Origin of the sequence: Paeniglutamicibacter sp. NPDC091659, from assembly GCF_044756805.1 — a bacterium.
Lineage (GTDB): Bacteria > Actinomycetota > Actinomycetes > Actinomycetales > Micrococcaceae > Paeniglutamicibacter.
On the sequence record NZ_JBIVTO010000001.1, the window covers coordinates 273,882 to 286,315 of the forward strand.

15 protein-coding genes are annotated in these 12,434 nt (G+C 65.4%); 10 read left to right on the forward strand and 5 right to left on the reverse strand.

Annotated elements, in window-relative coordinates; all coding sequences use genetic code 11:
• Positions 1-77: 77 nt before the first annotated feature.
• Complete coding sequence (locus ACIQLF_RS01300) at positions 78-578, forward strand: DUF3237 domain-containing protein (protein ID WP_400293782.1); 501 nt, start codon at positions 78-80, stop codon at positions 576-578.
• A 38-nt stretch (positions 579-616) separates the two neighbouring features.
• On the opposite strand, the gene ACIQLF_RS01305 is transcribed toward ACIQLF_RS01300, so the two are convergent.
• Positions 617-1,066, reverse strand: coding sequence for a VOC family protein (locus ACIQLF_RS01305; RefSeq protein ID WP_400293783.1), 450 nt, complete (start codon positions 1,064-1,066; stop codon positions 617-619).
• Positions 1,067-1,136: 70 nt separating this feature from the next.
• Positions 1,137-1,718, reverse strand: coding sequence for a PadR family transcriptional regulator (locus ACIQLF_RS01310; RefSeq protein ID WP_400293784.1), 582 nt, complete (start codon positions 1,716-1,718; stop codon positions 1,137-1,139).
• Positions 1,719-1,896: 178 nt separating this feature from the next.
• Between ACIQLF_RS01310 and ACIQLF_RS01315 the strand changes: the two genes are divergently transcribed.
• The 3 genes from ACIQLF_RS01315 to ACIQLF_RS01325 all read left to right on the forward strand — a co-directional run bounded on the left by ACIQLF_RS01315 (position 1,897) and on the right by ACIQLF_RS01325 (position 5,513).
• Positions 1,897-2,991: a Rieske 2Fe-2S domain-containing protein gene (locus ACIQLF_RS01315; protein ID WP_400293785.1), complete on the forward strand. Its 1,095-nt coding sequence runs from the start codon at positions 1,897-1,899 to the stop codon at positions 2,989-2,991.
• Between the two features lie 38 nt (positions 2,992-3,029).
• Positions 3,030-4,043 (forward strand): PDR/VanB family oxidoreductase, encoded by a 1,014-nt coding sequence (locus tag ACIQLF_RS01320; RefSeq protein WP_400293786.1) that lies wholly within the window; start codon positions 3,030-3,032, stop codon positions 4,041-4,043.
• A gap of 102 nt (positions 4,044-4,145) precedes the next feature.
• Entirely contained in the window at positions 4,146-5,513 is a 1,368-nt protein-coding gene (locus ACIQLF_RS01325) for an MFS transporter (RefSeq protein ID WP_400293787.1), read from the forward strand.
• A 24-nt stretch (positions 5,514-5,537) separates the two neighbouring features.
• Here ACIQLF_RS01325 and ACIQLF_RS01330 read toward each other — a convergent pair whose 3' ends face one another.
• Together ACIQLF_RS01330 and ACIQLF_RS01335 are read right to left on the reverse strand one after the other, a co-directional pair.
• Positions 5,538-6,275: an IclR family transcriptional regulator gene (locus ACIQLF_RS01330; RefSeq protein ID WP_400293788.1), complete on the reverse strand. Its 738-nt coding sequence runs from the start codon at positions 6,273-6,275 to the stop codon at positions 5,538-5,540.
• Between the two features lie 117 nt (positions 6,276-6,392).
• Positions 6,393-6,953, reverse strand: coding sequence for a CGNR zinc finger domain-containing protein (locus ACIQLF_RS01335; RefSeq protein ID WP_400293789.1), 561 nt, complete (start codon positions 6,951-6,953; stop codon positions 6,393-6,395).
• A 26-nt stretch (positions 6,954-6,979) separates the two neighbouring features.
• Here ACIQLF_RS01335 and ACIQLF_RS01340 point away from each other — a divergent pair, with 26 nt between their 5' ends.
• The 5 genes from ACIQLF_RS01340 (at position 6,980) to ACIQLF_RS01360 (ending at position 10,885) form a co-directional block, all read left to right on the forward strand.
• On the forward strand, positions 6,980-7,201 hold the full coding sequence (locus tag ACIQLF_RS01340; RefSeq protein ID WP_400293790.1) for a hypothetical protein: 222 nt from the start codon (positions 6,980-6,982) through the stop codon (positions 7,199-7,201).
• 150 nt (positions 7,202-7,351) lie between these two features.
• Positions 7,352-8,560, forward strand: coding sequence for a thiolase family protein (locus ACIQLF_RS01345; RefSeq protein ID WP_400294992.1), 1,209 nt, complete (start codon positions 7,352-7,354; stop codon positions 8,558-8,560).
• 69 nt (positions 8,561-8,629) lie between these two features.
• On the forward strand, positions 8,630-9,301 hold the full coding sequence (locus ACIQLF_RS01350; RefSeq protein ID WP_400293791.1) for a 3-oxoacid CoA-transferase subunit A: 672 nt from the start codon (positions 8,630-8,632) through the stop codon (positions 9,299-9,301).
• Complete coding sequence (locus tag ACIQLF_RS01355) at positions 9,301-9,972, forward strand: 3-oxoacid CoA-transferase subunit B (RefSeq protein WP_400293792.1); 672 nt, start codon at positions 9,301-9,303, stop codon at positions 9,970-9,972. Before ACIQLF_RS01350 ends, ACIQLF_RS01355 begins: the two co-directional genes overlap by 1 nt.
• Positions 9,973-10,087: 115 nt before the next feature.
• A complete protein-coding gene (locus ACIQLF_RS01360; protein ID WP_400293793.1) occupies positions 10,088-10,885 on the forward strand; it encodes an IclR family transcriptional regulator C-terminal domain-containing protein in 798 nt (265 codons plus the stop codon).
• Positions 10,886-10,903: 18 nt separating this feature from the next.
• Here the strand turns inward: ACIQLF_RS01360 and ACIQLF_RS01365 are convergent, their stop codons facing one another.
• Positions 10,904-11,371: a MarR family winged helix-turn-helix transcriptional regulator gene (locus tag ACIQLF_RS01365; RefSeq protein ID WP_400293794.1), complete on the reverse strand. Its 468-nt coding sequence runs from the start codon at positions 11,369-11,371 to the stop codon at positions 10,904-10,906.
• A gap of 132 nt (positions 11,372-11,503) precedes the next feature.
• Between ACIQLF_RS01365 and ACIQLF_RS01370 the strand changes: the two genes are divergently transcribed.
• Positions 11,504-12,430, forward strand: a complete 927-nt coding sequence (locus ACIQLF_RS01370) for an SDR family NAD(P)-dependent oxidoreductase (RefSeq protein ID WP_400293795.1) — start codon at positions 11,504-11,506, stop codon at positions 12,428-12,430.
• The last annotated feature ends 4 nt before the right edge of the window (positions 12,431-12,434 follow it).

A 12,434-nucleotide genomic window follows, 5' to 3' on the forward strand; every position in this document is an offset into this window, starting at 1 on the left:
CACCCAAAAAACACGTTCATTATCATTGAATGAGAATCAATGATTTCGATCGGCCATGAGCGGCAATAGTTCTGGATATGACTCTCTCCACCGACAGCGCCCCGATTGTCCATGCCCCGGCCCCGACCCTGCGCTTTGCCTTCCGGATCGACGCCGAGGTTGTCGACAACATCCCCATCGACGAGAGGGCAGGCGGCGAACTGGGCTTCATTCCGATCACCGGCGGCACCGTGAGCGGCGACTTGGCCGGTATGGTGACGGCCGGTGGCGACTGGTGCCTGCAACGGGACGAAGAGACGTACCGGGTGGAAGCCCGCTATGGCTTGCGCCTCGACGGGGGAGCGTTTGTTGACGTGCACAATGTCGGCATTCTCAACCAACGGCCGCGCGGCGCGCACGGCGCGGGTCCGGACGTCGAGTACTTCATGACCTCCCCCGTCTTCCGGACGGTGGATCCCGGGCTCGACTGGTTGAACCATTCGGTGTTTGTGGGGCATGCCCGGGAGCTCGAGGGTCTCACGCGCATCGATGTTTTCGAGGTCATGCTTCCCGTGGCGATCCCCGTGGTCGACAAGTAGCCGACACTGCTGTCTCGCCGGGGTCCGCGTCCTGTTGTTCAGCCCTTGGGAACCAGCACTTCGCCCTCGAGCCCGTCCGGATCCCGGAAGAACATGCTGAGTACGGCACCGAAGTCGTTCACCGTGCCGTCGCTGGCGCCGGCCTCCACGAGCCTGGCTTGGATGGTTTTGAATGCCTCGGGCGAAGCCGCGGCAAGGCCAATATGGTCGATGCGGCCGCGGCCCCACATCGGGGTCTGCCTGTCGGCCTCGGTGTTGCCGCTGATCACGAACACGTTGAGTTCGGTCGAGGGTCCGATCTTGATGTTCGTCATGGTTTCGCCGGGGCCATGGCCGCGGGTGGGACCGACGATGGCGTCAAACACCGTCCGGTAGAACTCGCCCAGTTTCCCGGCGTCCTTCGAGATGATCGCAATGTGGTTGATGCCGTCCAGCAACATGGAAAGTGCATCCCCTCGTTGGTGAAGTTCCAGGTGTTCCACCGCCATTGAGCCCCATGTCCCACCCGAATTCAAGGCCGACGCGATGTCTTTTCGCCCGCGCCCGGGGCCGTCGAGACTATCCGTTGAGCTTGTCGATCAGCTTCAGCCCGCGGTTTGCCCAGACGACCTCGGCCTCAGCCTGGGCGATCAGCCCTTCGTAGGTGAACCGCTTGTAGGCGACGGTTTTTTCCCTGTCCGCCTCCGGAGTGTGGGCCAGTCGCCGGGCCAGCATGGGGCTGGTGCCCTCGTCGATTTCCCTGACCTTTTCATGCCACTGCTCGAGCAGTCCGCTGTGGTGCTTGATGTGGGCGCGCATCTGCTCGCGCGCGGCCTCCGGTTCCGCCCACTCGAGGTATGCGGCCTTGAGGTGTGCGGGCTCGCGAATGCGGGCGTACTCCAAGGTGGTGTTCATCCAGCTCCGGAAGGCCAAGAGGCCGGCCGCGGTCACGTGGTACTGGCGCTTTTTCCCTCGCGAACCCCAGGGGATTTCCTCGCCCTCGAGCAGCCCCTCGGCTTCCATGCGCCGCAATTCCGGATAGATCTGCGAGTCGGGCGCGTGCCATACGTGCCCCACCGACGTTTCGAATTCCTTGAACAAGTCGTACCCCGTCATGGGCTCGACGTTCAGCAGTGCGAGCAGGGCGTAGCGGAGACTCATTGACAACTTTCTTTCAAGATGTGTTGCCAATCACTATATCCGTAGTTACTCTGGAGCAACGCAACTCACTATGTCGATAGGTAGTTGAGCGCCAAGCTCACCGGATGCCTTTCGCCTGGCCCACCGTCCCGCGCACCATTGCGCCGGGGGCGGGCGCAACAGCCCCGGAAGGAAAACCATGACTGCCGTTTCATCCACCAGCTCCACCACCAACAAGGTCCTGCCCCACCCGCTGAATGCTTGGTACGTCGCTGCCTGGGACCACGAGGTGACCCGCAAGCCGATGTCCCGCCGCATCGCCAACCGCCCGGTGGCCATGTACCGCGCCGAGGACGGCAAGGCCGTCGCGCTGGCCGACGCCTGTTGGCACCGTTTGGCGCCGCTCTCCATGGGCAAGACCATGGAAAAGGACACCATCCAGTGCCCGTACCACGGCATCGTCTACAACTCCGCGGGGCGCTGCGTCTCCATGCCCGCCCAGGAAACCATCAATCCGAGCGCGACGGTTCCGTCCTTCCCTGTCGTCGAGCGCTACCGCTACATCTGGATCTGGATGGGCGATCCGACGCTTGCAGACCCGGACCTGGTTCCGGACATGCACCAGATGAGCTCCGACGAGTGGGCCGGCGACGGGCTGACCATCCATGCCGCCTGCAACTTCCAGCTGGTCCTGGACAACCTAATGGACCTGACCCACGAGGAATTTGTCCACTCCTCCACGATCGGACAGGAAGAGCTGAGCGAATCGGACTTCGTCACCGTCCGCGAGGGCAACAAAGTGACTGTCACCCGCTGGATGCTCAACATCGACGCACCGCCGTTCTGGCTGAAGAACATGCGCGACAAGTTCCCGGGCTTCGAGGGTAAGGTCGACCGCTGGCAGATCATCAACTTCGAGGCACCCGGCACCATCAACATCGACGTGGGCGTGGCCAAGGCCGGCACCGGAGCCCCGGAGGGCGACCGCAGCCAGGGCGTCAACGGGTTTGTCATGAACACCATCACCCCGGAAACCGACCGCTCAGCCCACTACTTCTGGGCCTTCATGCGCAACTACTGCCTGGACAGCCAGCTGATCACCACCCAGCTGCGCGACGGCGTGCACGGCGTGTTCGGCGAGGACGAGGTGATGCTCATGGCGCAGCAGGCTGCCATCGACGCCAACCCCGACTACGAGTTCTACAACCTGAACATCGATTCCGGCGGCATGTGGGCACGCCGCATCATCGAGGGCATGCTCGCCGCCGAAGGCCGACTGGCCACCTCCGCGTAGGCGGTGCCGGACCACTCCCGAAAGGCTGAACAGCACTCATGGCAGCAACAAACATCGAAACCTGGCAATCGGCAACCGTCATCGAGACGGTGCCGGTGGCGGACGGCATCCTACGCATCGTCCTGGAACCGACCTTGCCCAAGCGGGCCGAACCCGGCTCGCACATCGACCTGAAGGTCGTCATCGACGGGGAGGAGGCCAAGCGATCGTATTCCGTGGTGGAATCCAACGACGACGGCACGCGCCTGGTGATCAGCGTGATGAAGGCGCCGCTGTCCAGAGGCGGGTCGATCTTCATGCACGGCTTGGTTCCGGGGCGGCGGATGGAAATCACCCAGCCCCTGCAGAACTTCCCGCTGCGGGTCGGCGCGCAACGCTATATCCTGCTGGCCGGCGGCATCGGCATCACCGCCATCGCCAACATGGCCGCTGTGCTCAAGCGCCTCAAGGCCGACTACACGCTGGTGTACGTGGGGCGTAGCCGCGAGGCCATGGCCTACCTGGGCGAGCTGTCCGAATTGCACGGGGGCAGGCTCGAGGTCCACGTCGATGCCGAAGGCACCTCGCTGAAGGTGCCCGAGCTGGTGGGGCGCGCGGATGCCGACACCGAGCTGTACATGTGCGGGCCCATCCGCCTGATGGACGCGGTGCGCCGCAGCTGGGTGGAGCGCGAGCTTGACCTGCCGAACCTGCGCTACGAGACCTTCGGCAACAGCGGCTGGTACGACCCCGAGGAATTCATCGTCAGGGTGCCGAAGCTGGATCTGGAGGTCAGGGTGCCGCAGGGCCGCTCCATGCTCGAGGCGCTTGAGGACGCGGGTGCGGACATGATGTTCGACTGCCGCAAGGGGGAATGCGGCCTGTGCGAGGTCCGCATCCTCGACCTCCAGGGCGCCATTGACCACCGCGACGTGTTCTATTCCGAGCGCCAGCAGCGGCTCTCCACGAAAATGAACTGCTGCGTCTCGCGCGGAGTCACCTCCGCCACCGGCGGCCGGTCCGATGCCGACGGCGGAACAGGGCCGGCCATCATCACCATCGAACCCAACTAAACAAACCTCACCAAGAAACCTCGCGGTATCCCTCGCGTCCGGCCGTCGAAGCTGTCCGTGCGTGATTTGTCGCGCCCAAAAAGTGCAAGGAGTTTCGCCCGCATGAACATCAGAGAACGCATAGACGCCTCACCCATGTCGCCCTTCCAGTGGGTGGTCGTCGGAGTCTGCACCCTCCTCAACGCCTTGGACGGGTTCGACGTGCTGGCCATGGCCTTCACCGCCAACCGAGTATCGACCGAGTTCGGACTCAGCGGTTCCCAGCTGGGGGTGTTGCTCAGCGCCGGGCTATTCGGCATGGCGGCAGGTTCGTTGGTCCTTGCGCCTTTTGCCGACGTCTTTGGTCGTCGGCCGATGTTGCTTTTCACCACGGGGCTCGCGGCGGCGGGCATGTTCCTCTCCGCCACCGCACACTCCGCGCTGGAACTCGGGTTGTGGCGCGTGGTCACGGGTCTTGGAGTGGGCGGCATTCTTGCCTGCACCAACGTCATCACCAGCGAGTACGCCAACAAGCGCTGGCGCGGCATGGCGGTGAGCATCTACACCGCCGGATACGGGGTGGGCGCCACCCTCGGCGGCATGGCCGCGGTTTCCCTGCAGGCGTCCTACGGTTGGCGTTCGGTCTTCGTGTTTGGCGGCATTGTCAGCACCGTTGCGCTGCTCCTGCTGCTGGCCATCGTGCCCGAATCCGTGGACTTCCTCGTGAGCAAGAGGCCTGCGCGGGCCGAGGCAAGGCTCGCCGCACTGGTGAACAAGCTGCGGTTGGACCAGGACACGGTGCTGTTGCCTGAGGCCGTGGCTGGCGGGTCGGCCGGTGCGGCCAAGGCCCGGCAGCTGGCCGCGCTGTTCGCTCCGGAGAACCGTCGATCCACGGCCCTGATCTGGATTGCTTTTTTCGCCACCATGTTCGGCTTCTACTTCGTCAACAGCTGGACACCGAAGCTGCTGGTGACGGCCGGCATGACCGAAAGCCAAGGCGTGGTGGGCGGGCTCATGCTGACCTTGGGCGGAACCTTCGGTTCACTGCTCTTTGGTGCACTGACCACCAAGTGGGAGGCGCGCAAGGTGCTTGTGGTGTTCAGCGTGCTTTCCTCGGTCACCATGGTGCTGTTCATTTCCGTCGCGGGAATCCTGGCCCTCGCCTTTGCCATGGGAATCGTGGTGGGCATGCTCATCAACGGCTGCATCGCCGGTCTTTACACGCTGGCGCCGGCCTCCTATGCTCCGCAAAACCGTGGCACCGGCGTCGGATGGGCGATTGGCGTTGGACGCTTCGGCGCGATCCTGGCACCGCTGGCGGCGGGCACCTTGCTTGATGCAGCATGGACCGCCGGGCAGCTGTACCTTGGCGTGGGCATCGTGGTGTTGATCGCAGCCGTGGCCGTCGCCTTCATGCGCTCGTCCAAGGGAAACCTCCCCGGCGAGACCGCCGAAAATGGCGTGTTTGAGCGCGCAGACGCCGACAAATAGAAGGTTTCCAGGGCGCTCGTTGTGTTAGGCGCCGAGCGCGCGGGTGATGCCGCGCGCCGCGGTGCGCAACGCCATGATCGCCGCGGGCAGGATTTCCGAACCGCGCGGAACCACCACGGCCAACACCGCCACCGCATGGCCACGGGAATCAAGGATCGGAACGGCTGCGCCGGTCGACTCGGTGTCGATGAACCCGTCGAGCGTCGCATAGCCGTGGCGGCGGATCTCGGCCAGCTCGCGGCGCAGCTGCGGGTGCGTGGCGAGCATGGTCTCGGCATGCCGCTCAAGAAATCCCTCGAGCACGTTTGCGGGGGAGAAGGCCAGCAACGCCATGCCCATGGAGGTTCGGTGCACCGGCATGCGGCCGGCGACATTGGCCTGGTTGACCACCGCCCCCGGGCGCGACAGCCGCTCAATCACCAGGACCTCGTCCTCATGCAGCAACGCCAGCTGGGTATTGTGCCCCACCAGCTGGTTCACGTCCTCCATGAAGGGCAGCGCCGCCCGGCGCAGGTCCAGCGTTGCCGCACTGCGGTTCGCCAGTTCCCACAGCCGCACGCCCAGCCGGACCTGCCGGTCTGCGTCCCTGGCCAGCAACCCGTGTGCCACCAGGTCGTCGACCAGTCGGTAGGTGGTGGCCTGCGGAACATCGGCGCGGCGCGAGAGCGCGTTGACGCTCAGCGTCGGGTTGTGGGCGTCGAAGGAATCGAGGATCCGCACGAGGCGATCGAGCATCGAATCCCCGCTTGGGGAATTGGCCATGGATCCACTGTAGGGCAACCGGAACTTCCGTCGGGGAGCAAGGAGACAGGGCGGAGCCTGGCCGGCTGTATCTTCCCGGACCGCGCCCGCGGGTGGGCGTTTTGGGCGGCGCCATGGTCAGCGCTTCGGGATGCTCCCGGCGTTCGAACCGGTGCGGGCGCGGTGTCGCCTGACGGCCGCGCGGTTGGCGCAACGCACCGAGCAGTAGCGTTGCCGGCCGTTGCGGGTGACGTCGACGACGACCGCGCTGCATGGGTCCCCTGGCTCTTCACCGGCGGCGCAGCGGCCCAGTCGGTGCATTCCGCGAGTGGTCAGGTGCAGCGCGGTGCCGACGCTGAAGATCGCTCGAAAGACGTGCGACATGCTTTGGTTCGTGTCGCGGTAGTGCAGGTGCCATCCCTCGTCATCGTGGTCGACAAGTCGGGGGTAGGCTGCCGCGGCGGCCATTTGCTGGTTGAGTATGTCCGCCCGTTCCTGTGGATCCTTGGCATCGACGACGCGCAGCCAGTCATTGACGACCTGGCGCGTCAATGCGTGGTCCTCGGGGGCGGAGATGAAGTCCATGGTCATCCCAAACGTCCGTGCCCGTTCCTCGATGCCGTCCCTGTCGCGAGGCATGTCGTTGGCCAGCGATGCCGCGAGAAGCACGGCGTATTCTCCGTAAGGGTTGAGATGCATAAGGCCATTACAGCAGAGTTGTTTGCATGATGCATATAGCCACAAACGATGACGTCCAGGCCGACCGTGAACTCCTGGTTCACGAGCACGCTTGGGTGGTCGAATCCGCGCACAACACCTCCGAGGGGCGAGTATTGTACGTGCGCTGCGCCGGAAATTGCGGCGCCCGCCGCATCGACATCCAGGGGGCGATCGAGGTGCCGCCGGCCGACGTGAGCGTCGTTCTGGGCCGTTCGCCAGGCGCCTGAAGCGGCTCGGTGGCCGGGTGGCGGTCTCGGTGAACCGCGAAACGGTTGGCGACAAACCCTTGAAGCGCACGCGCCACAGCTGATAAAGTTCATTCAGTGAACGTAAGTTCACGATGCGAACATTTTGATCAGGAAGTCGGGACCCACATCATGCAGCAGGCGTATCTCTACGACGCGATCCGCACGCCCTTCGGCAAGATCGGCGGAAGCCTTTCCGGACACCGTCCCGACGACCTTGCCGCGCACGTGGTCCGCGAGCTCGTGGCCCGCGCTCCGCAGCTGGATCCGGCGTCCATCGACGAGTCGATCTTCGGCAACGCCAACGGCGCGGGCGAGGAAAACCGCAACGTGGCACGCATGGCCACCCTGCTCGCCGGCCTGCCCGCCTCGCTGCCCGGCACCACCATGAACCGCCTCTGCGGCTCCTCGCTGGATGCCGCCATCGCCGCCTCCCGCCAGGTCAACACCGAGGACGCGGACCTGGTGCTGGTCGGCGGCGTCGAATCCATGAGCCGCGCCCCATGGGTGCTGCCCAAGACCGACCGCCCCTTCCCGATGGCCAACCTCGAACTGGCGAACACCACCCTGGGCTGGCGCCTGGTCAACCCCGCAATGCCCGGCGAGTGGACGGTCTCCCTGGGCGAGGCCACCGAGCAGCTGCGCGTGAGGCATGCAATCAGCCGCACAGACCAGGACGAATTTTCCGCGCTTTCGCACCAACTGGCGGCCGCGGCATGGGAAAACGGCAAGTACGAAAACCTCGTGGTCCCGGTTCCGCCGGCCAGCAAGCGCGGCACCGAGGTCGTGATGGATGAGACCATCCGCGCCGATTCCACCGCCGAAACCCTTGCCGGGCTGCGCACCGTCTTCCGCGATGCGGCCAACGGAACCGTCACCGCCGGCAACGCCTCGCCGATGTCCGACGGGGCCTCCACCGCCTTCATTGGCTCCGAGCGGGGCGGTGAGCTGCTGGGTGCTGCACCGATTGCACGCATCGCCTCCCGCGCCTCGTCAGCCCTGGAGCCGCAGTTCTTCGGCTTCGCCCCGGTGGAAGCCGCAAACAAGGCCCTGGCCAAGGCCGGAATCGGCTGGTCGGACGTGTCTGCGGTGGAACTCAACGAGGCCTTCGCGGCGCAGTCGCTGGCCTGCATCCGCGCCTGGGGCATCGACCCGACCATCGTCAACGCCTGGGGAGGCGCGATCTCGATCGGCCACCCGCTGGGCGCCTCGGGCCTGCGCATCCTGGGCACGCTGGCCCGCCGCCTGCAGGAAGGCAACCAGCGCTGGGGCGTCGCGGCTATCTGCATCGGCGTGGGCCAGGGACTGGCCGTCGTGCTGGAAAACCCCAACGCAGTCTAATCCGGATGGGGGATTTGAACCCCCGAGGGCGCATGCCCGAACCGCAAACTTCCAAAGGAGAGAACCACCATGGCACCACGCATCGCCGCCACCGCCGCAGAGGCAGTGGCCAACATCCAGGACGGCGCAACCGTCCTGATCGGCGGCTTCGGCAACGCCGGCCAGCCGATGGAACTCATCGACGCACTGCTGGCCCACGGCGCCACCGACCTCACGGTCGTGAACAACAACGCCGGCCAGGCCGACGCCGGCCTCGCGCTGCTGATCAAGGAACGCCGCGTCAAGAAGGTCATCTGCTCCTTCCCGCGCCAGTCCGACTCCTGGCACTTCGATGAGGCCTACCGCGCCGGGGAAATCGAACTCGAGCTGGTCCCGCAGGGCAACCTGGCCGAGCGCATCCGCGCCGCCGGCGCCGGCATCGGCGGCTTCTTCACGCCCACCGGCTACGGCACCGAGCTGGCCGAGGGCAAGGAAACCCGCGTGATCGATGGGCGCGGCTACGTCCTGGAGAGCCCGATCCACGCGGACGTCGCCCTCATCAAGGCCCTGCGCGCCGACACCCGCGGCAACCTGGTCTACCGCAAGACGGCCCGCAACTTCGGCCCCATCATGGCGGCCGCGGCCACGCAGTCCATCGTGCAGGTCGACGAGATCGTTCCCGTCGGCGGCATCGACCCGGAGGTCGTGGTGACCCCGGGCATCTACGTCAACACCCTCGTCGCACTCGGAGGCAACAACTAATGAGCACCGATACATCCACCTTCACCACCACCGAAGTGCCGCTGACCCGCGACGAGCTTGCCGCGATGGTCGCCGCCGACATCCCCGTCGGGGCCTTCGTGAACCTCGGCATCGGGCAGCCGACCAACGTCTCCAACTTCCTGGACGCCGAGCAGGACGTCACCCTGCACACCGAAAACGGCATGCTGGGCATGGGCCCGGTCGCCACCGGCGATGAGATCGACGGCGACCTGATCAACGCCGGCAAGGTCCCCGTCACCGAGCTGCCCGGTGCCAGCTACTTCCACCACGCGGACTCCTTTGCGATGATGCGCGGCGGACACCTTGATGTCTGCGTGCTCGGCGCGTTCCAGGTCTCGGCCGCGGGTGACCTGGCCAACTGGCACACCGGCGCTCCCGGAGCGATCCCCGCCGTCGGCGGCGCCATGGACCTGGCCATCGGCGCCAAGTCCACCTGGGTCATGATGGGCCTGTTCACCAAGGCCGGCGAATCCAAGCTGGTCGAGGCGCTGAGCTACCCCGTCACCGGGCTGGGCTGCGTTTCGCGCATCTACACCGAATCGGCGATCTTCGAGCTGAACGATTCCACGGTGGCGGTGCGTTCCACGCACGGGATCTCCTTCGAGGAGCTCGCCGATCGACTGCCGGTCGACCTGGTGCGCGGTGCCTAGGCGGTAAGTTTGAAAGAATGGGGGCAGTCGAGAGAAGGCCCCCGTTCTTGCGCTTCCCGCCCGGAAGTTCAGCGGGAACCTTTATCCACAATTGAGTACACAGGAGCCACACGCCATGAGCCAGGATGCAGGAACCACAGCCGCGGGCGGTTCCACCTCGGTCCAGTCACTGGCCCGCGGCTTGGATGTCATCTGTGCCTTTGATGTCGACCATCCCTCGATGACGCTCAGTGAGGTGGCCAAGCGCACCGACCTGTCGCGCGCCACTGCCCGCCGCTTCCTGCTCACCCTGCAGGAACTCGGCTACGTGCGCGGCGACGGGAAGTTCTTCGAACTCACGTCCAAGGTCCTGCAGCTGGGGTACTCCTACTTGTCCAGCGCCACGCTGCCGCAGCTCATGGAGCCGGTGCTGGAGGACCTGTCCACCGAGGTGCACGAGTCGGCCTCCGCCTCCGTGCTCGAAGGCCGCGACATCCTCTACATCGCCCGCGTGCACACCCGCTCGATCATGCGCGTGGGCATTTCCGTCGGCACCAGGTTCCCGGCGGCCAACACCTCCATGGGGCGTGTGCTTTTGGCCTACCAGGCGCCGGGCGTGGTTGACGTGCTGCTGGCGGGAGGCGTTCATTCGCCCACCGGGCAAGGGATCGACAACGTCGCGGACCTGCGCATCGAACTCGACAAGATCCGCGCCCGGGGTTTCGCCGTCGTTGACCAGGAACTGGAAATCGGGTTGCGCTCGGTTGCCGTTCCCGTGTTCAACGCGGACGGCAGCATCGCCGCGGCCATGAACGTTTCCATGAGCGTGGGGCCGCAGTCCCCGCCCAGCGCCGAGGAAGCGGCGCAACGGGTGCTTCCCGCCCTTCAGCGAGCCGCGTGCAAGGTTCAAGAGGCGCTGGCCGCGAGCCGCTGAGGCCCTGTCCGCCAAGACCTAGTCCGTAAAGGCGATCCGCGCCAGCATGTCGCGCAGGGTGTCCTGCTCCTCTTTGCTCAGGCGTTCCATCGCCATGGCTTCGCCCCGCGCCGTTTCCAGGCGGGCCTTCTTGTAGAGCTTGTGACCCTCCGGCGTTGCGCTGATGACCTTTGAGCGTCGGTCGTTCGGATCTGCATGGCGCTGGACGAATCCGCCCTTTTCGAGCTGGTCGACCAGCGGCACGATCTGGCTCGGGTCCAGGGACAGGAACTCCGCCAGCTCGCGCTGGGTGGGGGACATGCCGCTGCAGGCAAGCGACAGCACCGAGTAGGAGCGGACCTTCAGCCCCAGCGGTGCGAGCAGCCCGTTGGCGCGCGCCGAGCCCAGCGAGCGCGTCCGCGCCGCAAGGAACTCGATTTCCCCCGCCAGTTCGCAGTCCAGGAATCGGTCGATCCCGGTGGCCATGGTGCTCGACTTGGGTGGCATGAAGGCATCTCCTGCAAATTGGTGAAAAACTTAATCGTTGACTTTTTCAAGAGTTTAAGTTGTTATGTATCTAAGCAAGGTTCCCATGCGCAGGGCCGCGGGGGCAACAGGCAACTTATGAGGGAGTACATCGTGTCACTTGAGGGAAAAGCAGCAATTGTCACCGGCAGCGGACGCGGCCTGGGTTTGAGCTACGCACAGGAGCTGGCCCGACAGGGCGCCGCCGTTGTCATCAACGACGTTGATGCAGACGTCGCGGCCGAGGCAGTCGAGTCGATCACCGCCGCGGGCGGCCGCGCGGTTGCGGTCGTCGCTCCGGTGGGCTCCACCGAGACCGCCAAGGCATTGGTTGCCGCCGCCGTCGAGAACTTCGGCCGCCTGGACATCCTCGTCACGAACGCCGGCGTGCTGCGCGACAAGTCGATCCTGAAGATGACCGACGAGGACTTCGACCTCGTCATCAACGTGCACCTGCGTGGAACCTTCACCTGCGTCCGCGAGGCCTACGCCTACTTCAAGGAAAACGGCGTCGCCGGGCGCATCATTGCCATCGGTTCGCCCACCGGCCAGCGCGGCAACTTCGGCCAGACCAACTATGCGGCAGCCAAGGCCGGCATCGTGGGCATGGTGCGCACCTGGGCACTGGAAATGAAGCGCGCGGGCGTCACCGTCAATGCGGTCATCCCCGTTGCGGCAACCGCCATGACCAAGACCGTCCCGTACTTCGCCAAGGCCGTCGAGGCCGAGGAACGCGGCGAGGCCATGCCTGACTTCTTCCGCAAGACGCTCGGATTCGGAACCGCCGATGACGTTGCGGGCCTGATTGCGTTCCTCGCCTCCGACGTCGCGGGCAACATCAACGGCCAGGCCATCGGCGCGGGCGGCGACCGCCTGCAGCTGTGGAGCCACCCGGAAGCCATCGAGTCGGAGTTCAACGACGGTGGCTGGGACTACGCAACCTTGCAGGAACGCTTCCCGTTTGCCGGGAATCTGCAGTCGGTTGGCGAGAACTTCCCGGCGCTTCCTGCTGAACTTCAGCCCGAACCGGCCGCCAAGTAGGAAC

Coding starts and splice junctions, on each gene's coding strand:
- ACIQLF_RS01305 (WP_400293783.1), bottom strand. CDS start 1,066: ATGGCGGTGGAACACCTGGAACTTCACCAACGAGGGGATGCACTTTCC.
- ACIQLF_RS01360 (WP_400293793.1), top strand. CDS start 10,088: ATGAGCCAGGATGCAGGAACCACAGCCGCGGGCGGTTCCACCTCGGTC.
- ACIQLF_RS01350 (WP_400293791.1), top strand. CDS start 8,630: ATGGCACCACGCATCGCCGCCACCGCCGCAGAGGCAGTGGCCAACATC.
- ACIQLF_RS01325 (WP_400293787.1), top strand. CDS start 4,146: ATGAACATCAGAGAACGCATAGACGCCTCACCCATGTCGCCCTTCCAG.
- ACIQLF_RS01365 (WP_400293794.1), bottom strand. CDS start 11,371: ATGCCACCCAAGTCGAGCACCATGGCCACCGGGATCGACCGATTCCTG.
- ACIQLF_RS01300 (WP_400293782.1), top strand. CDS start 78: ATGACTCTCTCCACCGACAGCGCCCCGATTGTCCATGCCCCGGCCCCG.
- ACIQLF_RS01330 (WP_400293788.1), bottom strand. CDS start 6,275: ATGGCCAATTCCCCAAGCGGGGATTCGATGCTCGATCGCCTCGTGCGG.
- ACIQLF_RS01315 (WP_400293785.1), top strand. CDS start 1,897: ATGACTGCCGTTTCATCCACCAGCTCCACCACCAACAAGGTCCTGCCC.
- ACIQLF_RS01340 (WP_400293790.1), top strand. CDS start 6,980: ATGATGCATATAGCCACAAACGATGACGTCCAGGCCGACCGTGAACTC.
- ACIQLF_RS01320 (WP_400293786.1), top strand. CDS start 3,030: ATGGCAGCAACAAACATCGAAACCTGGCAATCGGCAACCGTCATCGAG.
- ACIQLF_RS01310 (WP_400293784.1), bottom strand. CDS start 1,718: ATGAGTCTCCGCTACGCCCTGCTCGCACTGCTGAACGTCGAGCCCATG.
- ACIQLF_RS01335 (WP_400293789.1), bottom strand. CDS start 6,953: ATGCATCTCAACCCTTACGGAGAATACGCCGTGCTTCTCGCGGCATCG.
- ACIQLF_RS01355 (WP_400293792.1), top strand. CDS start 9,301: ATGAGCACCGATACATCCACCTTCACCACCACCGAAGTGCCGCTGACC.
- ACIQLF_RS01345 (WP_400294992.1), top strand. CDS start 7,352: ATGCAGCAGGCGTATCTCTACGACGCGATCCGCACGCCCTTCGGCAAG.